Source organism: Streptomyces sp. NPDC051219, assembly GCF_040682335.1.
Taxonomy (GTDB): domain Bacteria; phylum Actinomycetota; class Actinomycetes; order Streptomycetales; family Streptomycetaceae; genus Streptomyces.
In genome coordinates, this window is the sequence record NZ_JBFBAS010000006.1 from 118,075 (window position 1) to 138,446 (window position 20,372).

Genomic DNA, 20,372 nt, shown 5'->3' on the forward strand with positions numbered 1-20,372 from the left:
CTCAGCCTTTCGAGAACATGCCGAGCATGCGGCGGGTGACGGCGAATCCTCCGAAGATGTTCACGGTGGTCAGCAGGATCGCCACGAACGACAGCACGGTGACGGCCACCTGGCCGTGGCCTATCTGCAGCAGCGCACCGACCACCACGATCCCGGAGATCGCGTTGGTGACCGACATCAGCGGGGTGTGCAGGGCGTGGTGGACCTTGCCGATCACGTAGTAGCCGATGACCACGGCCAGCGCGAACACGGTGAAGTTCGCGACGAGTTGGGCGGGGGAGAAGGCGATGAGAAGGAACATCGCGATCATGCCGAGGCCGATCAGACCGTAGCGGACGACCGGCGAGAGGCGGGGTTCCTTCGCCCGCGGGGCCTCGGCCGGCGCTGCGGCCGGCTTCGCGGGCGCGGCCGACACCTGGACGGGCGGCGGCGGCCAGGTCTTCTCGCCGTCCCGCACCACGGTCACGGACCGCTGCACGATGTCGTCGAAGTCCAGCGTCAACCGCCCGTCCTTGCCGGGCGTGAGCAGTTTGAGCAGGTTGACGAGGTTGGTCCCGTACAGCTGCGATGCCTGGGCGGGCAGCCGGCCGGCGAGGTCGGTGTAGCCGATGATCGTCACGCCGTTCTCGGTGACGATCGCCTTCCCGCTGACCGTGCCCTCGACATTGCCACCCTGCGCCGCGGCCATGTCCACGATGACGCTGCCGGGCTTCATGGACGCCACCTGCTCCGCCGTGATCAGCCGGGGGGCCGGGCGGCCGGGGATCAGCGCGGTGGTGATGACGATGTCGACGTCCGCGGCCTGTTCGCTGTAGATCTCAGCGGCGCGCCGGTCGTACGCCCCGGACGTCGCCCTGGCGTACCCGTCCGCGCCGGATTCCTGCTCCACCTCGACGGCGAGGAACTCACCGCCCAGCGAGCGGACCTGGTCGGCGACCTCGGCCCGCGGATCGGTGGCCCGTACCACCGCACCCAGGCTGCCGGCCGCGCCGATCGCCGCGAGACCGGCCACACCCGCGCCGGCCACCAGGACCTTGGCGGGCGGCACTTTGCCTGCTGCGGTGACCTGGCCGGTGAAGAACCGTCCGAAGGCGTGCGCTGCCTCGATCACCGCCCGGTACCCGGCGATGTTGGCCATCGAGCTGAGCACGTCCAGCGACTGGGCCCGGGAGATGCGCGGTACGGCGTCCATCGACAGGACGGTGATCGGCCGCCGTGCGAGCTCGTCCAGCAGGCCGGGGTTCACCGCAGGGGCGATCAGCCCGACCAGGGTCGCCCCGTCACGCAGCTTCTCCATCTCCTCGCGCGAGGGCGCGTTGACCTTCAGAACGACATCCGCTTGCCAGGCGTCGCCGATCCGCGCGCCCGCCTCGGCGTAGGCATCGTCGGAGAATCCCGAGGCCTCTCCGGCCTCCGACTCCACGACGACCTCGTAGCCGAGTCCCAGGAGCAGGCGAACACTGGCTGGTGTGGCCGCCACCCGGGTCTCCCCGAAGGTGGACTCAGCGACGACACCGATCTGCTGTGGCGGTGAATCCGACATCGCTCTCCTTTCCGTTCTTCTTCATTGGCATCACGGCGTCGTTGCGGCCGGCCCGTCGCTCGCAAGGTGACGGCCCCGGCCGTCGGTTGTGACCTGGGCCTGGTGACCCTGGCCTTGCCCGCGACCCGCTGACCGAGGTGCTCAGCGGCGCGTAGTCGAGGGGCTTCCCGACCGCTGGTGCGTGTGATGTGCGGGCAAACCGGTCCGGAGCGCGAGCGGCGCACCGGCCGGTGGGCCGTTGGCCGGCGAGCGCCGGACTGTAGGCAACAGGTGCCTCGACTGCCACTGCCTGGTGAGGCGTTGGAGCCGGCTTTGCTGGACATCGGTCCGGGCTGAGGTTGCCACCCGGGCCAGTGCGTCTTTCCGTCATGGGACTGTACATCCCGAGAGACTGCTGCATACAGTATGCACTCCTACTCGAGAGGAGCCACCGTGAAAATTGCAGTCGTCGGAGCCGGCGCGATCGGCGCCTACGTGGGAGCTGCACTGCACCGTGGTGGCGCTGACGTCCACCTGATCGCCCGAGGCGACCATCTGCGGGCGATACGAGCAGATGGGGTGCGGGTGAACAGTCCGCGCGGTGACTTCGTCGCGCGAGCCCACGCCACGGACGACCCGTCCGAGATCGGCCCCGTGGACTACGTGTTCCTCGGACTGAAAGCACATGCCTACCCGTCTTCCGGACCGCTGGTCGCCCCGTTGCTGGGTGACCGGACCGCGGTGGTGGCCGGTCAGAACGGAATTCCGTGGTGGTACTTCCACAAGCTGGCCGGACCCTATGAGGGACGGCGGATCGAGGCGGTCGACCCGGGCGGCGCCACCAGCAAGGTGCTGCCGCCGGAACGGGCGATCGGCTGTGTCGTCTACCCCGCCACGGTCATCGAGGCCCCTGGTGTCATCCGGCATCTGGAGGGCACCCGGTTCTCCATCGGTGAGCCGGGGGGCGGAGTCTCCGACCGGTGCACGGCATTGAGCGAGGCCATGATCGCCGGCGGGTTGAAGTGCCCGGTGGAGCCGAATCTGCGCGACGACATCTGGATCAAGCTGATGGGCAATGTCGCCTTCAATCCGATCAGCGCTCTCACCAGGGCGACGATGGTTGAAATCTGCCAACACCCCCTGACCCGGCGGCTGGTCACGCAACTCATGGAGGAGACCCTCGACATCGCGGCCAGGGTCGGCAGCACTCCGGACATCTCGATCGAGAAGCGGCTGCGAGGTGCGGAGGGGGTGGGACACCACAAGACCTCGATGCTTCAGGACCTCGAGGCCGGCAAACAGATGGAGCTCGACGCCATCGTGACAGCGGTGGTGGAGATGGCCGACATCACCGGCGCCGATGCGCCCACCTTGCGCGCGGTCCACGCTGCGACCGACCTGCTGGCGCAACGCTCGACAGCAGGTTCGGCTTCACAGAACGGCGGCACCGCGCAGAAGCCAGTGCCTGCGTAGTGCGGGATGTCGCTCACTGAGATGTTGCGGCTTCCGGCCCCGTCGCGGCCGCGACGGGGCCAGGGGTCCGGCACTGGCGTTCGGATCCGTGTCGTGCCCGGTTCGGCCCTGGCCGGACGCGGACCGTAGAGGACGCGTACGGGGAGGCCCCGCAGGCGCCGCGCCGGCTCCGCGGGCACGAATGAAGGCCGTGATGCCGCCCTCGACACACTTGACCAGCCACACCGTACAGCTTGTCTGTCCTCGACGGCCCCGGGGACGATCTTCACGGCCGGGCGTTGAGCAGCCGGCACTGACGGGCTTGCGACTCCGGCAGGAAGGGCGGGCACGGCCGCGGCCCCAGGGAGAAGGGAGTCGTTCATGCTGTTCCGTCAGCTGGAGTACTTCGTGGCGGTGGCCAGGGAGAGGCACTTCGCCCGTGCGGCGGAAGCCTGCTTCGTGTCGCAGCCGGCGCTCTCGGCGGCGATCGCCAAGCTCGAACGGGAGCTGAACGTCACGCTGATCAACCGTGGGCACAAATACCAGGGCCTCACCCCGGAGGGCGAACGGCTCGTCGTGTGGGCCAAGCGGATCCTCGCCGAGCAGGAGGCGTTCAAGGCCGAAGTGGCCGCCGTCCAGTCGGGCATCACCGGCACGCTGCGGCTGGGCGCGGAACCGACGGCATCGACGACCGTGGTCCTTCCCGTGGCCGCATTCTGCGCGGCGCACCCGCTGGCAAAAGTGCAGGTCCGCTCCCGTCTGTCGACGACCGAGCTGACCCGGCAGCTGCGCGCCTTCGAACTGGACGCCGCGATCGCTCACTTCGCCCCCGACGACCGGGAGAGCCTGCAGGTGGTGCCGCTGTACGAGGAGAGATACATGCTGCTCGCGTCCAGTGACCGGCTACTGTCCGGGACCGACACCATGAGGTGGGCGGAAGCGGCCCAGTTGCCCCTCGCTCTGCTGACGCCCGACATGAGGATCCGCCAGGTCATCGACAGCGCGTTCGCGGACAGCGGGGTCGTGGTGACCCCGCAGGTGGAGACGGACTCGGTCGCCACCCTCTACGCCAATGTGGGCATCGGTGCGTGTGCGAGCATCGTGCCGCACACATGGCTGCGTGCCATGCCGGTGACGGCCAGGATGAGGGCCGTCCGTCTGGTGGAACCGGAGGCCAGGGCGCAGGTGTCGGTGGCGATCCACGCCGCGACCCCCGGTTCGGTCGCGGCCCGGGCGTTCATGACCGCGGCAGCGGGCCTGTCGCTGGACGAGTTCTTCGATCAGCCGCTGCCGTCCGAGCACCTCGTCAGGTGAGACCGGCCCCTCGCAGCGTCAGTGTGCGTGTCAGTGTGCGTACCGGGCCTCCACAGCACGCCGGTCGAGCGCTCCCTTGGCGGTGTGAGGCAGAGCGACGACGACTTCGAGCCGGTCGGGTATTTCGAAGGCGGCCAGTCGGCTGCGGCAGTACCGCAGGATCTCCTCGGGCCCGATGCCCTCGCCTTCGTGTACGACCACAGCGGCGCCGACTCTTTGCCCGTAGGTCGGGTCGGGTACGGCGAACACGGCCGCCTCGGCGACACCGGGACACCCGGCGAGGATGTCCTCGACCTGCTCGGGCGAGATCTTCTCGCCTCCGCGGTTGATGAGGTTCTTGATGCGCCCGGTGAGGAACAGGTTCCCGCCGTCGTCCAGTGAGCCCAGATCGCCGGTGCGGAACCACCCGTCGACGAAACTGCGCGCCGTCCCGTCCGGGTTGCCGAGGTAGCCGCGGGCGACGGTGGGACCGTGCACCCACACCTCGCCCTCTGTGCCGGCCGGGCACGTGCGCCCGTTCCGGTCGACGACACGAAGGTCCACTCCGGTCGACCGGCCGACCGACCCGTGCTTCAGGGGTCCCTGCTGCGGCAGCGGCTCGCTGGTCGCCTGATGCGTGGACTCGGTCATCCCGTACGCGGACAGCAGCGGCGCACCGAGTGTGCGCTCCAGCGCCCGCTGCGTGGCCGTGTTGAGGGGGGCACTGCAACTGCGCACGAACTTCAGGGGCGGGACCTGCGGGCCTGGGTGATCGACCGCTGACCGGTCCAGCAGGATCTCGTGGATCGTCGGGACCGCGGTGAACCACGTGGCGGCTGCGGCTCGCATGTCGTCCCAGAACGTGTGCGCCGAGAACCGCCCCCGCTCGGGCAGCAGTACGCATCCCCCGCTGGCCAGGGAGGCCAGGAGCGCCGCGAACAGCCCGTGACCGTGGAAGAACGGCATCACGGCGACCGTCGCGTCGCCGGGTCCCAGCTCGTAGGTGGCGCAGATGCCCCGCACGGAGGCGGCCACGCTGGCGTGCGTCAGCGGGACCATCTTGGCCTGGTCGGTGGTTCCCGCGGTGAACAGGACGAGGGCGTCGCGGCTCGAGAGCTCGTGTGCCGCTCCCCGGACGCGTCGTACCGCAGGCGCGCCGGTTCCGAGCGCGGCCGTCGCCGTCCCGCCACGGGAGACGTCCACGCGCAAGGTCCATGTCGGGACGGGGAACTGGGCGGCCGGCGCGGCGCCGGCCCCCGGTGGACCGACGAGGATCGCCTGCACCCCCAGTGCCTCGAGCCGGGCGGACATCTGTGACTCGGGCAGCGCGGGGTCTATCGGGGCGACCACCAGCCCCGCCCGTGCCCCGCCCAGGAGCGCGACGACGAACTCGGCGGTGTTGGCGCAGACGAGGCCGACCGCGTCCCCGCGGCGCAGCCCCCTGCTGCCCAGTCGGCCGGCCACGTCGTCGGCCAGGGCGGCAAGGGCGCCGTAGGACAGTTCCACCCGGTCCCCGGTGACGACGAGCGCTCGCGCCCGGGGACGATCGCGCACGGGCCGGTCGAGGAGATCGGTGAGGCCCGTGATCGCCGGCGGCCGGTACCGGTTCGTGTCGCGCACGGATGCTGCGGCCGGAACGGCCATGACCGCACCTCCTCGCGCCAGTTCTGATGAAGCGGTCGACTGCGAGCCTGCGCGGGCCGCGAGAGGCGCGTCCAATACGCACCGGCGAACGCTCGATAGCAGGCGCCTATCAAGCGAGCTGCGGGGCGTCGTGGCATGCCTCGATAGATGCTGCTTATCGGCTGGTCGCCGATAGGTCTTGGACGCGGGGATCCGCGCTGCGGAAGGTGAGGTGAGAAGCCGCACAGGGATGACCTGCCCAAGGAGGACCTCGGACCATGACCGCCCCCTCACCACTGGAGACCGCGGCAACCGCCGACGTTCCGGCCGAGCTCACCGACGGGTACCACCTGGTCGTCGACGCTCTGAAGCTGAACGATGTCGACACCATCTACGGGGTGGTCGGCATCCCGATCACCGACCTGGCCCGTCTCGCACAGGCGCAGGGCATCCGCTACATCGGCTTCCGTCACGAGAGCAACGCGGGACACGCGGCTGCGGTGGCCGGCTACCTCACCAAAAAGCCGGGCATATGCCTGACGGTGTCCGCTCCGGGCTTCCTCAACGGGCTGGTCGCGCTGGCGAACGCCACCACGAACTGTTTCCCCATGGTGCAGATCTCCGGCTCCAGCGAGCGGCACCTCGTGGACCTCAAGCAGGGCGACTACGAGGAGATGGACCAGCTCGCCGCCGCGCAGCCGTTCTGCAAGGCCGCGTACCGCGTGAGCCGGGTGGAGGACATTGGCCGCGGTATCGCCCGGGCACTGCGCACGGCGGTCTCCGGCCGGCCCGGCGGTGTCTACCTCGACATCCCGGCCGCGGTGCTCGGCTCCATCATGAACAAGGAGGAAGGCGACAGGACGCTGAGCCGTCTCGTCGACCCGGCGCCGCGCCAACTGCCCGCGCCCGAGGCGGTGGACCGCGCGATCGAGCTCTTGGCGGGTGCCGAGCGGCCGCTGGTGGTGCTCGGGAAGGGCGCCGCGTACGCGCAGGCGGACGCGCAGATCCGCGAGTTCATCGAGTCGACCAGCATACCGTATGTGCCGATGTCGATGGCGAAGGGCCTGCTGCCCGACAACCATCCGCAGTCGGCCGCCACCGCCCGTTCGCTGGCCCTGCGCAAGGCCGATGTCGTGATGCTCATCGGCGCCCGCCTGAACTGGCTGCTGGGCCACGGCGAGGCTCCGCAGTGGAACCCCGACGCGAAGTTCATCCAGGTGGACATCGAACCCAAGGAGATGGACAGCAACCAGCCCATCGCCGCGCCGCTCGTCGGAGACATCGGATCGGTGCTCGAAGCGCTCGCCGAGCGGACCAAGCCCGGCCAGATCGCGACCCCCGTCGCCTGGCGGGAGGAGCTGGCGGCGCGCTCGGCGCAGAACGTCGCCAAGATGGCGGAGCGTCTCAAGGCCGACCCGCACCCGATGCAGTTCATGGGTGCCCTGAAGGCGGTACGTGACGTCGTGCACGAGCGCCCCGAGACGTACATCGTCAACGAGGGTGCCAACGCACTGGACATCGCCCGCAACGTGATCGACATGCACGTGCCGCGCCACCGCCTCGACAGCGGCACGTGGGGCGTCATGGGCATCGGCATGGGCTACGCGATCGCCGCCGCCGTCGAGACCGGCGCGCCGGTCGTGGCGGTGGAGGGCGACAGCGCCTTCGGGTTCAGCGGCATGGAGCTGGAGACGATCTGCCGCTACAAGCTGCCCGTCGTCACCGTCATCATGAACAACGGCGGTGTGTACCGCGGTGACGACGTCAACCCCCTCGACGACGCCCCGTCGCCGACGACGCTGATGAGCGCGGCGCGCCACGACCGGATGATCGAGGCGTTCGGCGGCAAGGGCTACCGCGCGACCACGCCCGCCGAGGTCACCGCCGCCCTCACCGAGGCACTGGCCTCAGGCGGCCCGGCGCTCATCGACTGCGTGATCGACCCCTCGGCCGGCACCGAGAGCGGCCACATCTCGCACCTCAACCCGAAGGGCATCACCGTCGGCAACATCATGCCGGCGAAGAAGTGAGCGCCCCCACCCCCGGAACCACCGAGCTCCCGCACAACCCGCCCTCGCACCGACATCATTCACGAAAAGGAAGCCACATGAGTGACAAGCCGCTCGCCGGAATCAAGGTGATCGACTTCACCGGGGTCCAGGCCGGTCCCGCGTGTACCCAGATGCTCGCCTGGTTCGGCGCCGACGTCATCAAGGTCGAGCGCATCGACGGCGGCGATGTGACCCGCCGTCAGCTGCGGGACATCGAGGACCTCGACGCTCTCTACTTCACCATGCTGAACAGCAACAAGCGCTCGCTGGCCATCAACACCAAGACCCCCGGGGGCAAGGAGGTCATGGAGAAGCTGATCCGCGAGTCGGACATCCTGGTCGAGAACTTCGCGCCGGGCGCCATGGACCGTATGGGCCTTGGGTGGGACTACATCCACGAGCTGAACCCGCGCCTGATCTTCGGTTCGGTCAAGGGCTTCAACGACGACTCGAAGTGGAACGACCTCAAGGTCTACGAGAACGTCGCCCAGGCGGCCGGCGGCGCCGCGTCCACCACCGGTTTCTGGGACGGCCCGCCCACCATCAGCGGCTCGGCCCTCGGCGACAGCAACACCGGTATGCACCTGCTGATCGGCCTGCTGACCGCGATCATCCAGCGCAACCAGACCGGCGTCGGCCAGAAGGTGTCGGTGTCCATGCAGGACGCCGTGCTCAACCTGACCCGCGTCAAGCTCCGTGACCAGCAGCGCCTGGAGAAGGTCGGCTACCTGGAGGAGTACCCGCAGTACCCGCACGGCGAGTTCGGCGACGCGGTGCCCCGCGGCGGCAACGCCGGCGGCGGCGGTCAGCCGGGCTGGATCCTGAAGTGCAAGGGCTGGGAGACCGACCCCAACGCCTACATCTACTTCACGATCCAGGAGCAGAACTGGGCGCGCACCTGCGACGCCATCGGCCACCCCGAGTGGAAGGACGACCCGGAGTACACCACCGCCGGGGCCCGCCAGTCGCACATCATGGACATCTTCGGCGAGATCGAGAAGTGGCTGGCCGGCAAGACCAAGTACGAGGCTGTCGACATCCTGCGCGAGTGGGAGGTGCCCTGTGCCCCCGTGCTCAGCATGAAGGAGCTCGCCGAGGACCCCGACATGCGCAAGAGCGGCACGATCGTCGAGGTCGAGCAGAAGGAGCGCGGCACCTACCTGACGGTGGGCAGCCCGATCAAGTTCTCCGGCTTCAAGCCCGAGATCAAGGGTGCGCCGCTGCTCGGCGAGCACACCGACGAGGTCCTTGCGGACCTCGGCTACGACGCGGACGACATCCGCAAGCTGCACGAGGGCCGGGTCGTCGGCTGACCTGAAACGCCCGGGTGCCTTGCGCGCGAACCTCGCGTGCAGGGCACCCGGGCGTGTGGCACTCCGTACGGCGAAGCGCCCGTGCCGGACCGGCACGGGGGCTTCATCGCCTTGGACGGCCTTGGACGGCCTTGGAGGGCCGGAGGTCAGGCCGTCGCCCTGTCCGCCGCGCCGGCGGCCGCCACCTGACGGTACAACTCCCGCTCCCGGGCGCGCCGCGCGGTGACGTCCCGGATGACCGCCCCGACGTAGCCCGGCTGTCCGTCCGCGTCGTTCAGGAGCACCACGCTGAACTCGATCGACAGTTTCCTGCCACCGGCGCCCACCGCGGGGACGTTCAGGAGATCGGCGTCCCCGTACTTGGTGGTCCCTCGGGCCATGGACTCCTGGAATCCGTCCCAGTGACGCTGCCGGTGCCGTTCGGGAATGATCACGTCCAGGCTGCGGCCGGCGACCTCGGCCGTCGAGAACCCGAAGATCCGCTCCGCACCCTGGTTCCAGTAACGGATGAGTCCTTCCCGGTCGATGATCACTACGCCGTCAGGTGCCTGGGCCGTCATACCCAGAACCACCTTGGGATCCAGATCTTCCATGTCTCCTCCGAGTTGGGGCAACAGGGCAATCCATTGATGAGCTGAGCACGATAGTATACAGGATACAGTTCCGCCAGGGGTTCGAGCCGGCGCCCAACACCGCTCGGCCGGGCGGGCGTTACGGCGATGTGCTCGCCGTACTACCGGCGGATTACCGGGTGGCGCAGGAGGTCGCCGAGCTGGAGCCGTGGGAGGCGCTAACCTCGTGGCTGCGCCGGTTCGTGGACTACACCGTGACCAAGCGGGCCATCCGCGAGGCGCTGAGCAACGAGTCGGAGATATTCCTGGCCTGCCGCGAGTCGATGTACCAGGCCGGCGGCCCGCTGTTCGAGCGGGCACAGAAGGCCGGTGAGGCGCACGCGGACATGAGCTTCGACGACCTGCTGCGGATGGTCGCCGGGATCACGGCGACGAACTTCCCCGACGACGCCCAGCGGGACCGGGTCCTGGCGGTCGCTCTGGACGGGGTGCGGGCGGCGCGCTGACCGATGGGGCTCACGTTCCTGCTTTTTTGGGAGGGGTGGGGAGAAAAACGCGGTGCACGTGTCCCGCCGGTGATGGCAGACCTGGCGGGGCGGCGGTCCGGGGCGTTTCTAGGCCTGGCGCTGCGCGCGTTGCGTACGGAGGCTGTGGGCCGCGTCCAGCAGTTGAGCGGCACTGCGGCGTTCGGCGTAGGCGGGTGCGCCCTGGGCGTTAGCCTCGGTGAAGCGGGCCAGGAGCTCGGGGCCGGGGAGAGGGGAGGTGCCCTGTACGGCCCGCAGCAGGAGCGCGTCCTTCTCAGCGGTGGGCAGGGAACCGATCCATGCCGCGAGTTCAGCGTCCCGGTCGGAGACCTGGGTGAGGGGAAGGCTGGTTTCGGCGGCCGTGGCGAGCAGGTCGGCATCGAGTTTGAGGAAGTCGGCCAGAGCTCGCTGAGGGCCGGTCAACTGGGCCAGACCGCGTGGGACGGGTGGTTCGTGCTCGGCCTGGAACTCCTCCTCGTCGTCCTCGCGCAGCTCCCAGGCGGCGAGGCCGACCAGCCATGCGAGGTAGAGGGGACGCAGGTCACCGAAGGCGACTTCGCTGCGGATGCCGAGGCGGCCGATGCGCGCGAGCTCGTCGAGCAGCTGGGCACCGGCGATGCCACGGCCGGGGTCCGTTCCTCCGGGGACCTGCCCCGCCTCGGCCTCGTCCTGGAGTGGGCGAAGACGGCCAGGCTGGTACGGGTCGCCAAGGGGCGGCTGTACGCCGTGGCCAAGGCCGAGCCTCTGCTGCGGGATCCCCTCGCACTGTGGCGGCGCGCTTTCGAAGCGTTCTTCGAGCTGCGCGGGCCGCTGATCGGCCCGCGCAGCGGCTGGCACGTGGAGTCCATGCTCTTCGACGCCTACGACGACGTTCTGCCCGATGTCCTGGCCACCCTCTACAGCCTGCCGCACCCCATGCCCTGGCCCCGGTTGCGGGACTCCGTCCACCTCGCTTACCGAGCCGGGTTCCAGCTGGGCGGCTTCGGCGGCCACTCACTATGGTTCGAAGACGCCGACCGCGATCTGCGGACGGTGCTGGCGGCCCTGGAGGACCTGGGCGCCATCGCACGCGACCAGGGCATGGCCGACCCCGTCTTCCTCGACGTGCCTCTGGACGAGGGGAGCTCCGAGCCGCCCGCCGGGATGCCACCTGAGCTCGCGCAGCTCCTCGGCGCCGCCGCCGCGGACGAAGGGGCTGCCGAGCGGGCCCAGGAGCTGAAGGCCGAACTCACCGCAGGCCCGGTCGAGTTGATCCGCCTCACCGCGCTCGGAACGGAATCCGTACGCCGGCGGCTGCTGGCCGAAGGCCGGGACGCCCCGCTGGTCGGCGAACTCGCACAGGCTCCCGCGGCCGGTCTGCTCGGTGTCCTCGCCGAGCACTACGACCCGGACTCCGCCCGCGCGGAGCTCGCTACCTGGATCGCGGCCCACAGCGATCCACAGGCAGCGGGCGATGCGCACGGAACGCGTGGTCCGCACGCAGCGCGTAGTCCGCACGCAGCTGTGGAGAGGCTCACCGATGCGGTGCGGGCCATGCCGTTCCGCACCCGCGCCGAAGCCATGCTGGACGTCCTCGTCGAAGCGCCCCTGGACCCCCGAGGTTCCGGCAGTGCCAGGCTTGTCGTAGCGAGAGAGACAAGAGCCGTTAGGTTGGGACCGGCCATGTGAGATCCCGTGAGAGATGAGAGGGTCTGACGGGTGAGCGAGACACCACCGAACACCCTGCAATACCGCTTTGACGGGCCAGAAGACGCCCCGGTCCTGATCTTGGGTCCCTCACTGGGTACCACATGGCACATGTGGGACCGGCAGATATCCGAGCTGACCCAGCAGTGGCGAGTGCTGCGGTTCGACCTTCCCGGACACGGCGGCGCACCCGCCGAGCCGGCCCCGTCCGTCGGAGAACTGGCCGACCGGCTTCTCGCCACCGTCGACGCACTGGGCGTCCAGCACTTCGGCTACGCGGGCTGCGCCATCGGCGGCGCGATCGGCGCCGATCTGGCGCTGCGCCATCCGCATCGGCTCGCGTCGCTCGTGCTCGTCGCCTCCTCACCCCGGTTCGGTACGGCCGACGAGTTCCGCCAGCGCGGCGTGATCGTCCGGACCAACGGGCTCGACCCGATGGCCAGGACCGCGCCCGACCGGTGGTTCACGTACACCTTCGCCGCCGCGCAGCCCGCGATCGTGGAGTGGGCCGTCCAGATGGTGCGGACCACCGACGCCGAGTGCTACATCGCCGCCTGCGAGGCGCTGGCGGCCTTCGACATCCGCGGCGAATTGGGCAGCATCGGCGTCCCCACCCTCGTCCTGGCTGGCTCGGAGGACCGCGACACCGGCCCCGCGGACGCCCGCACCCTGGTCGCGGGGATCCCGGACGCCCGGCTCGCGGTGGTGCCCGGCGCTTCGCACCTGGCCCCGGTCGAGCAGCCCGCCGCGGTCACGGACCTGCTGGTCCGGCACTTCGGCAGCGCCTGGCAGCCCGCGCTCGACGTCGCCGGGTTCGCGCCCGCCGCGACATCGCACACCCTGCACGTACCGGTACCGCCGCAGGCGCCCGTCGCCGCGGAGCCCGCCCCGGCGGCCGAGGCCGCGGGGCGCCCCGACCCGTACGAGGCCGGGCTCAAGATCCGCCGGGAGGTTCTGGGCGACGCCCACGTGGACCGGGTCCTCGCCGCTGCGGACGGTCTCACAGGCGACTTCCAGGAACTCCTGACCCGCTACGCGTGGGGCGAGGTGTGGGCCCGCGAGGGCCTGGACCGCCGTACGCGCAGCTGCATCACGCTGACCGCGCTGGTCGCGGGCGGGCATCTGGACGAGCTGGCCGCGCACACCCGCGCCGCCCTGCGCAACGGCCTCACCCCGGCCGAGATCAGCGAGGTGCTTCTGCAGACGGCCGTCTACTGCGGGATGCCGGCCGCGAATTCCGCCTTCAGGGTGGTCCGGGCCGTCATACAGGAGGAGACGACGCCCCACCCGTAGCAGGATGGCGGTATGAGGCTGACGAAGAAGCTCCATTCCTGTATCCGGCTGGAGAAGGACGGGCAGACGCTCGTCATCGATCCCGGTGCCTTCAGCGAGGAGGACGCCGCGGTCGGCGCGGACGCCGTCCTCGTCACGCACGAGCACCCCGACCACTTCAGCGAGGAACGGCTGCGAGCCGCCCTGGAGGCCAGTCCGGGCACTGCGGTCTGGACCCTGCGGAGCGTCGCCGACAAGATCTCCGCGGCCTTCCCCGGCCGGGTGCACACGGTCGGCCACGGCGACACCTTCACGGCCGCCGGCTTCGACGTCCAGGTGCACGGCGAACTGCACGCGGTGATCCATCCGGACCTCCCGCGGGTCACCAACGTGGGGTTTCTCCTGGACGGTTCGGTCTTCCACCCGGGCGACGCGCTGACGGTCCCCGAGCAGCCGGTTCAGACGCTGATGGTCCCCGTGATGGCCCCGTGGAACAAGATCTCCGAGGTGATCGACTACGTGCGCGAGGTCAAGCCGCAGCGGGCCATCGACATCCACGACGTGTACCTCGCGGATATCGCGCGTCCCATCTATGACACGCATCTGGGCAATCTCGGCGGCGCAGACCACGGCCGGCTGACCGCCGGGGAATCGGCCGAACTCTGACGAATCCCGGCTGTCGGACCCGGCCGATAGGCTGGTCCACATGCGTATCGCCACCTGGAACGTCAACTCGATCACCGCCCGGCTGCCCCGGCTGCTGGCCTGGCTGGAGAGCAGCGGCACCGACGTGCTGTGCATCCAGGAGACCAAGTGCACCCTCGAGCAGTTCCCGCACGAGGAGCTGCGCGAGCTCGGTTACGAAGCCGTGGTCAACGCCTCCGGCCGGTGGAACGGCGTGGCGGTGATCTCTCGCGTGGGCCTGGACGACGTGGAGCTCGGCCTGCCCGGCGGGCCGGTGTTCGAAGGCACGGAGGAGCCACGAGCGGTCTCCGCGACCTGCGGCCCGGTCCGGGTCTCGTCGGTGTACGTGCCGAACGGCCGCGAGGTGGCGCACGACCACTACACCTACAAACTGAGCTGGCTCGAGGCGCTGAAGACGGCGGTCGCCGAAGACGCCGCGGGGGAGCGCCCGTTCGCGGTCATGGGCGACTTCAATGTGGCCCCCACCGACGACGACGTGTGGGATCCGTCGCTCTTCGTGGGCGCGACGCATGTCACCCCGGCCGAGCGGGCGGCGCTGACCGCGCTGCGCGAGGCGGGGCTCTCGGACGTGGTGCCGCGCCCCCTCAAGTACGACCACCCGTACACCTACTGGGACTACCGCCAGCTCGCGTTCCCCAAGAACAGGGGCATGCGCATCGACCTGGTGTACGGCAACGACCCCTTCGCGAAGGCCGTGAAGGACTCCTATGTGGACCGCGAGGAGCGCAAGGGGAAGGGCGCCTCGGACCACGCCCCGGTCGTCATCGACCTGGAGGTCTAGCGCCTGTCCGGCCGGTCTTCGGGAGCCGGCAGGACCGCCCCGGACTTGGTCCGGGTCGGGTGCGGGCAACTTGCGCGCGCCTGTGGTGCCGTGACCGGTACGGATGCGAGGCTGGGTGGTATGAACATCCCTTTCTTGGACAACTGGCGCAAGCGGCACGAAGAGGGTCAGGGTCTGGCGTTGACCGCCGCGATCGAGAGTGACCCGGAGGGCGTGGCCGAGCTGCTGTCCGAGTGCGAGCTGCTGCGTGTCCAGGCGGGGGCGGCCGGGCTCGAACTCGACGAGACCCCCGGCTCGTTGGAGGCCCTGGACCAGCTGATGCCGCGCTGGCGCCGCGATCCGGAGGACGTGCCCTGGCTGGGCAATGACGCGGGTCTCTATCTGGGGACGGTTCTCATCCGTACGGTGCAGGGCGCGGGCTGGCAGGTCTGGCCGAACGGCCAACCCGTCGTGCGGCTGTCCTCGGGCCGGGAGATCAACGTGGTGGAGGCCGGCCTCTCCTGGGCGGTCACCGGCTCACCGGAGCTCTCACAGGTGTACGCCGAGGCCTCGGAGGGCTGACGAGATGTGGCGCTGGAGGCGGCATGAGGCGACATAAGGGCGCAATCCAGCCAAAGTGCGGTCTGTCCCCCATTTATGCGTGTCGGCTGTGAAGTGCCTTTGGGGGCTGGATAGTTTGCGCTGACCTCGGACACTGCTGAAAGTGGGTAGGGCAGCGTATGGCCGTCGATCCTTTGATCGAGCTGCGTGGCGTCAACAAACACTACGGAGAGTTGCACGTACTGAGGGACATCGATCTCACCGTCGGCCGCGGGGAGGTGGTGGTCGTCATCGGTCCTTCCGGATCCGGCAAGTCGACTCTCTGCAGGGCGATCAACCGTCTCGAGACGATCGGGTCGGGCACGATCACCATCGACGGCCAACCCCTCCCCGAGGAGGGAAAGGGGCTGGCCAGGCTGCGCGCCGATGTGGGGATGGTCTTCCAGTCCTTCAATCTGTTCGCCCACAAGACCGTCCTGGCCAACGTCTCACTCGCGCAGATCAAGGTACGGAACCGCAAGCGGGAGGAGGCGGACAGGAACTCGCACCGACTCCTCGAACGGGTCGGCCTCGCCGACCAGGCGGACAAGTTCCCCGCCCAGCTGTCCGGCGGTCAGCAGCAGCGCGTCGCGATCGCCCGCGCTCTCGCCATGGAGCCCAAGGCACTCCTCTTCGACGAGCCCACCTCGGCCCTCGACCCCGAGATGATCAATGAGGTGCTGGAGGTGATGCAGCAGCTCGCCCGCGAGGGCATGACCATGGTCGTCGTGACCCACGAGATGGGCTTCGCGCGTTCCGCGGCCAACCGTGTGGTGTTCATGGACAACGGCCGCATCCTCGAGGACCGCCCGCCGACGGACTTCTTCACGCACCCGGAGACCGAACGCGCCAAGGACTTCCTGTCCAAGATCCTCAAGCACTGACCGGGGGCGGCCCGCTCGGGCACGTTCACCACAGGCGGCGTGGGAGAGCCGCACCAGGGACGCTGCTGCGTGGGGCTCCCCTACGGTCTCAGGGGCGTAGGGGGAGCGCGGTGGCTCATGGGCAGTGGCCCGCCCGGCAAGCAGCCGGAGATCACTTCTCGCGCAGCGGCACCGACAGGTACGACGGGTCGGCCGTGGGGGAGGAGAAGGTCAGCTGTGCGCCGGACGGGTTGTGCTCGATGTAGAGCGGGTCGACGGTGTCGACGACCAGGGCGAGACGGTGGCCGGCCGGGACGTCGTAGGCGGTGGAGAACAACTCCAGGTCCACGGCGAACGGCCGGCCGGGTGTCCGGCCGTGGAACGTGTACGGCGCATGGCTGACCAGCTTGCCGAGGCCGAGCGGGCCCACGTCGTAGAGGTAGGCGACGAGGGTGCCGCTCTCCTTGGTGCTGGTGACCGTGGTGTGGAATTCGGCCGTGCCGCGGATGTGCTGGGCGGAGCCGTACCGCTCGGACTGCCAGACGCCGGCGAACAAACGCGGCAGCAGCGGGATCGACGCCATGGGCGGCAGTCTGAAGAACTGGTCGAGCATGCTGGAGAGGAAGATGAGGCCACCGTTGGCGCCCGAGTCGATGTTCGCGTAGACCTTCCGGCTGTTGTCGAGTGCGATCGTCTCGGTGCCGTCCGGTACGTCCTTCCAGCTCGCGTAGCCCTCGTAGCCGCCGGTGGAGCGGGATTTCAGCTGCACCGGCAGCTCGGTGTCCATGCCGTTGCGCTTGCCCTTGAGGTACCGGTCGAACCAGCGGTGGGCGCTGGTCCACGTGTCGTTGGGCAGTCCGAGCAGGCCGGTGCCCTCGGCGGTGGCGTGGTCGCCGGGGCGCAGTTCGAGGCGCTTGGGACCGGTGAGCTTCTCGTAGAACGAGGCGTACTGGTTGGGCGGGAAGAGACTGTCGCCCCAGGCGTTGCCCAGCATCACGGCGGCGCCGTTGCGGTTGATCTCATCGACCCGGTAGACGGGGGAACGCAGCTTGGCCCAGTCGATCATGTGCTGTTCCCGGGCCAGGTTCGAGCCGAGGAAGTCCGTCATGATCTGCTGGAGTTCGGCGCTCGGCCGTCCGGTCACGAAGCCGGCGCCGGTGAGCATGGCGGCGGCCTGGACGTGCTGGGTGCGGCCGCTGTAGATCGACTCGATGAGGTCGGCCCAGCCGCTCATCGCCACCACGGCCTTGACCCGCTTGTCGCTGCCGGCGGTCATCAGGCTGATTCCGGCGCCGTACGAGACCCCGCCCATCCCGATGCGCCCCGGGTCGGCGGCGGTGTGCTCGAGCGCCCAGTCGATCACCGCCGAGGCGTCGGCGATATCGGGTGGGCCCGCGACTTCGATCTCACCGCCGGAGAGCCAGAATCCGCGGGAGGTGTAACTCACCACGATGTAGCCCGAGTCGGCGAGTTTCTTCGCCTGGGCCACGTACTCGAACTGTGGCATGCCCCAGCTGGTGGGCAGCACGATGAGCGGGTACCTGCCGCCGGCGGTGGCGCCCGCCGGGGTGAAGACGTTGCCCTTGAGGGTGATCCCGCCGGAGCCGGGGATGTCGTACAGCCGGACATCCGCCGCCTCGGCTGCCGTGGCCGCCGGTGCCGCGGAGGCGGTGAGGGCCGGGGCGGCCTGCGACGGCGGAGCCGCGGCCATGGCTGTTCCGGCGAGCAGGGCCGCGGAGACGGTTCCGGCCGCAGTGGTCCGCAGGGGCTTGTGGGGGTGTCCCATGGATCGCTCCTCGCTCACGCCGATGCAAAGTGACCCGACGGTAACCGCGGCGACTTACTCGAGGTAACTCCCCGGTAAGTTACGCGAGCGTAACGATTATTGGACATCGTGTCAGCGGCCGGTGCCGGCCGGTGCCTTCGCCGTACGCCGCCCTGGCCGAGACGCCCACGGGCGTGACCGGCGGGTCCGGCACGGGACGACGACCTCTACCGCGGTCTTGCCCGGCATGTCGCGCCGGGCCACCGTGGTGCCCGTGACAGTCCCCGACGTATTCGATCCGCGGATCTACGCACACGGCATCCCCCACGAGCGCTACCGCGAGCTCCGCGACTTCCATCCGGTGGCCCGGCAGGACGAGTACGAAGTGCTGGGCTGGCCCGCCGGTCCCGGCTTCTGGGCGGTCACCCGGCACCACGACGTCGTCCGGGTGCTCAAGGACTCCGAGACCTTCTCCTCCCGGCTGGGCGCCACCCAGATCCGCGACCCCGAGCAGGACGACCTGCCGTTCATCCGCCGCATGATGCTCAATCAGGACCCGCCCGGACACGGCCGGCTGCGCCGCCTGGTCAGCCGGGCCTTCACTCCGGGCCGCACCGACCGGTTCGAGGCCGCCGCCCGCGCGCGGGCGCGGGCGCTGCTGACCGGCGCCCGGGACGCGGCCGAAGACGGCGTCCTCGATCTGGTGGGCAGCGTGACCGACGACTACGCCCTGCTCAACCTCTCGGACCTGCTCGGCGTACCGGAGAGCGACCGGGGGCTGCTGCTGAAATGGACCGAGCGTGTCATCGGCTACCAGGACCCGGACGAGGCCGCCGCCGTCTCACGCGGGCCGGACGGGCGGCCGGTCAATCCGCGGTCGCCCGCGATGCTGGGCCAGATGTTCGCGTACGCGCAGCAACTCGCGACGTACAAAAGGCGCCACCCGGGCGACGACGTCATGACGTCCCTCGCGCACGCGACGGACGGCGCCACCCGGCTCACCGGCCCCGAACTCGAGATGTTCTTCTTCCTGCTGACCGTCGCGGGCAACGACACCGTGCGCAGCGCCGCACCCGGCGGCTTCCTGGCGTTGGCCGAACACCCCGCCGAACAGCGGAGACTGCGGGCGGGCGCCGCCTCGGTCGGCGCCGCCGTCGAGGAACTGCTGCGCAGCCACCCGCCGGTACTCAGCTTCCGGCGGACCGCGACCCGCGACACCGAGCTCGCCGGCCGGCTGGTGCAAGCGGGCGACAAGGTCGTCGTCTTCCACGCGTCGGGCAACCACGACGAGCGGGCCTTCGACTCCCCGCACCGCCTCGACCTGTCCCGGAAACCGAACCCCCATGTGTCCTTCGGGGACGGTCCCCATGTCTGCCTCGGCGCCCACTTCGCCCGGCTCCAGCTCCGGGTCCTGCACGAGGAGGCGCTGCGCGCGCTCCCCGAGCTGTCCCTCGCGGCACCTCCCCGGCGGCTGGTGTCCAATTTCATCAACGGCATCAAGTCGCTGCCTCTGAAGCTGGGGCGGGACGGACGGGACCCCCTGGCGGTAATCACCTAGCCCGCTGCCCGGTGGGACGTACGGACGGGCGGGGCCGGGCTCTGCGCCGCGCGGGTGACGTCCTCGACCACCTCGACCACATCGGGGCCGTACGCCCGCGAGTTGACCACCTTCAGCAGCAGGCAGAACGACTTGTCGCCGTGCTTGCGGTCCAGCTTCTCGTGGTTGCGCGCCAGATAGCGGGAGGCCGCCTGGTTGGTGATCGCGCGTTGCCCGCAGAAGAGGAAGACGGGCCGGGCGCCCTGGCCGACGGTCAGCCGCGCGAGCAGAACGTACTCGGCCGTCCCCGCGTCCATTCGATACCGCTCGCCGCCTATCTGGAAGGAGCCGCGGTCGGGTCCGGGCTCCGTATCGGTATTGACCTGGACCCCGGGCAGCAGGGATTGCAGGTGGGCGGCCATCCGCCGGTTGGTGTAGGGGCCGCCGACGCAGAACTCCGTACGTTCGCCGAATCCCTGCTGCGCGGTGTCGTGCTGGATGATCTGGGCGTGCGCGCCGCAGTCCTTGATCAGGGCGGACAGTTCCAGGAGTGCGAAGACGTCGTAGCGGTGCACGGCGCCGTCACTGCCCGCCTCGCGGTTGACCACGAGCAGGGACTCGGAGTTCTTCGGCAGGCCCAGGAAGGACTGCTTGCGGCGCAGCTTCCTCCGCCACAGATAGGTCCGGGCCAACCAGCCCAAGGAGGCGCTGATTCCGGCAGCCACCACTCCGAGCACGATGTTGCGCACGTCGTCAGTCATGGGGCGGCATGCTAGCGGGACCGCGTATCCGTGTTCGAGGCGGTCCTGACGGGGCAGGGGCGGTGAAGTTACG

General features: G+C 69.7%; 17 protein-coding genes and 1 pseudogene. 12 read left to right on the plus strand and 6 right to left on the minus strand.

What is annotated here, in order from left to right; genetic code table 11:
* Nucleotide 1: 1 nt before the first annotated feature.
* Nucleotides 2-1,543: a Re/Si-specific NAD(P)(+) transhydrogenase subunit alpha gene (locus AB0M62_RS10120; RefSeq protein WP_366073662.1), complete on the minus strand. Its 1,542-nt coding sequence runs from the start codon at nt 1,541-1,543 to the stop codon at nt 2-4.
* 432 nt (nt 1,544-1,975) lie between these two features.
* On the opposite strand from AB0M62_RS10120, the gene AB0M62_RS10125 reads away from it, so the two are divergent.
* Nucleotides 1,976-2,995 carry a 2-dehydropantoate 2-reductase gene (locus AB0M62_RS10125; protein WP_366073663.1) on the plus strand — a complete coding sequence of 340 codons (1,020 nt, stop codon included), beginning with the start codon at nt 1,976-1,978 and terminating at the stop codon, nt 2,993-2,995.
* Between the two features lie 360 nt (nt 2,996-3,355).
* Nucleotides 3,356-4,288 carry a LysR family transcriptional regulator gene (locus tag AB0M62_RS10130; RefSeq protein WP_366073664.1) on the plus strand — a complete coding sequence of 311 codons (933 nt, stop codon included), beginning with the start codon at nt 3,356-3,358 and terminating at the stop codon, nt 4,286-4,288.
* A 30-nt stretch (nt 4,289-4,318) separates the two neighbouring features.
* On the opposite strand, the gene AB0M62_RS10135 is transcribed toward AB0M62_RS10130, so the two are convergent.
* Nucleotides 4,319-5,911, minus strand: a complete 1,593-nt coding sequence (locus tag AB0M62_RS10135; protein ID WP_366073665.1) for a FadD7 family fatty acid--CoA ligase — start codon at nt 5,909-5,911, stop codon at nt 4,319-4,321.
* Nucleotides 5,912-6,168: 257 nt separating this feature from the next.
* Here AB0M62_RS10135 and oxc point away from each other — a divergent pair, with 257 nt between their 5' ends.
* Together oxc and frc are read left to right on the plus strand one after the other, a co-directional pair.
* Nucleotides 6,169-7,920 (plus strand): oxalyl-CoA decarboxylase, encoded by a 1,752-nt coding sequence (gene oxc / locus AB0M62_RS10140; RefSeq protein WP_366073666.1) that lies wholly within the window; start codon nt 6,169-6,171, stop codon nt 7,918-7,920.
* Nucleotides 7,921-7,997: 77 nt separating this feature from the next.
* Nucleotides 7,998-9,254: a formyl-CoA transferase gene (gene frc, locus AB0M62_RS10145; RefSeq protein ID WP_366073667.1), complete on the plus strand. Its 1,257-nt coding sequence runs from the start codon at nt 7,998-8,000 to the stop codon at nt 9,252-9,254.
* A gap of 146 nt (nt 9,255-9,400) precedes the next feature.
* Here frc and AB0M62_RS10150 read toward each other — a convergent pair whose 3' ends face one another.
* On the minus strand, nt 9,401-9,847 hold the full coding sequence (locus AB0M62_RS10150) for a PAS domain S-box protein (RefSeq protein ID WP_366073668.1): 447 nt from the start codon (nt 9,845-9,847) through the stop codon (nt 9,401-9,403).
* A gap of 155 nt (nt 9,848-10,002) precedes the next feature.
* Between AB0M62_RS10150 and AB0M62_RS10155 the strand changes: the two are divergent.
* Nucleotides 10,003-10,332 (plus strand): annotated as a pseudogene (locus tag AB0M62_RS10155) (TetR family transcriptional regulator); the annotation flags it as partial.
* 108 nt (nt 10,333-10,440) lie between these two features.
* On the opposite strand, the gene AB0M62_RS10160 reads toward AB0M62_RS10155, so the two are convergent.
* Nucleotides 10,441-10,773 carry a hypothetical protein gene (locus AB0M62_RS10160; RefSeq protein WP_366073669.1) on the minus strand — a complete coding sequence of 111 codons (333 nt, stop codon included), beginning with the start codon at nt 10,771-10,773 and terminating at the stop codon, nt 10,441-10,443.
* Nucleotides 10,774-10,803: 30 nt separating this feature from the next.
* Here AB0M62_RS10160 and AB0M62_RS10165 point away from each other — a divergent pair, with 30 nt between their 5' ends.
* The 6 genes from AB0M62_RS10165 to AB0M62_RS10190 all read left to right on the plus strand — a co-directional run bounded on the left by AB0M62_RS10165 (nt 10,804) and on the right by AB0M62_RS10190 (nt 16,257).
* Entirely contained in the window at nt 10,804-12,018 is a 1,215-nt protein-coding gene (locus AB0M62_RS10165; protein WP_366073670.1) for a hypothetical protein, read from the plus strand.
* A gap of 30 nt (nt 12,019-12,048) precedes the next feature.
* Complete coding sequence (locus AB0M62_RS10170; protein WP_366073671.1) at nt 12,049-13,329, plus strand: alpha/beta fold hydrolase; 1,281 nt, start codon at nt 12,049-12,051, stop codon at nt 13,327-13,329.
* Nucleotides 13,330-13,341: 12 nt separating this feature from the next.
* Nucleotides 13,342-13,974 carry an MBL fold metallo-hydrolase gene (locus AB0M62_RS10175; RefSeq protein ID WP_366073672.1) on the plus strand — a complete coding sequence of 211 codons (633 nt, stop codon included), beginning with the start codon at nt 13,342-13,344 and terminating at the stop codon, nt 13,972-13,974.
* 40 nt (nt 13,975-14,014) lie between these two features.
* Nucleotides 14,015-14,794 carry an exodeoxyribonuclease III gene (locus tag AB0M62_RS10180; protein ID WP_366073673.1) on the plus strand — a complete coding sequence of 260 codons (780 nt, stop codon included), beginning with the start codon at nt 14,015-14,017 and terminating at the stop codon, nt 14,792-14,794.
* 120 nt (nt 14,795-14,914) lie between these two features.
* A complete protein-coding gene (locus tag AB0M62_RS10185; protein WP_366073674.1) occupies nt 14,915-15,355 on the plus strand; it encodes a DUF6278 family protein in 441 nt (146 codons plus the stop codon).
* A 158-nt stretch (nt 15,356-15,513) separates the two neighbouring features.
* A complete protein-coding gene (locus tag AB0M62_RS10190; RefSeq protein ID WP_366073675.1) occupies nt 15,514-16,257 on the plus strand; it encodes an amino acid ABC transporter ATP-binding protein in 744 nt (247 codons plus the stop codon).
* 151 nt (nt 16,258-16,408) lie between these two features.
* Here the strand turns inward: AB0M62_RS10190 and AB0M62_RS10195 are convergent, their stop codons facing one another.
* Nucleotides 16,409-18,022 (minus strand): CocE/NonD family hydrolase, encoded by a 1,614-nt coding sequence (locus AB0M62_RS10195; protein ID WP_366073676.1) that lies wholly within the window; start codon nt 18,020-18,022, stop codon nt 16,409-16,411.
* A gap of 226 nt (nt 18,023-18,248) precedes the next feature.
* Here AB0M62_RS10195 and AB0M62_RS10200 point away from each other — a divergent pair, with 226 nt between their 5' ends.
* Entirely contained in the window at nt 18,249-19,559 is a 1,311-nt protein-coding gene (locus AB0M62_RS10200; RefSeq protein ID WP_366073677.1) for a cytochrome P450, read from the plus strand.
* On the opposite strand, the gene AB0M62_RS10205 is transcribed toward AB0M62_RS10200, so the two are convergent.
* Complete coding sequence (locus AB0M62_RS10205) at nt 19,556-20,299, minus strand: hypothetical protein (RefSeq protein ID WP_366073678.1); 744 nt, start codon at nt 20,297-20,299, stop codon at nt 19,556-19,558. The genes AB0M62_RS10200 and AB0M62_RS10205 overlap by 4 nt on opposite strands.
* Nucleotides 20,300-20,372 lie beyond the last annotated feature (73 nt).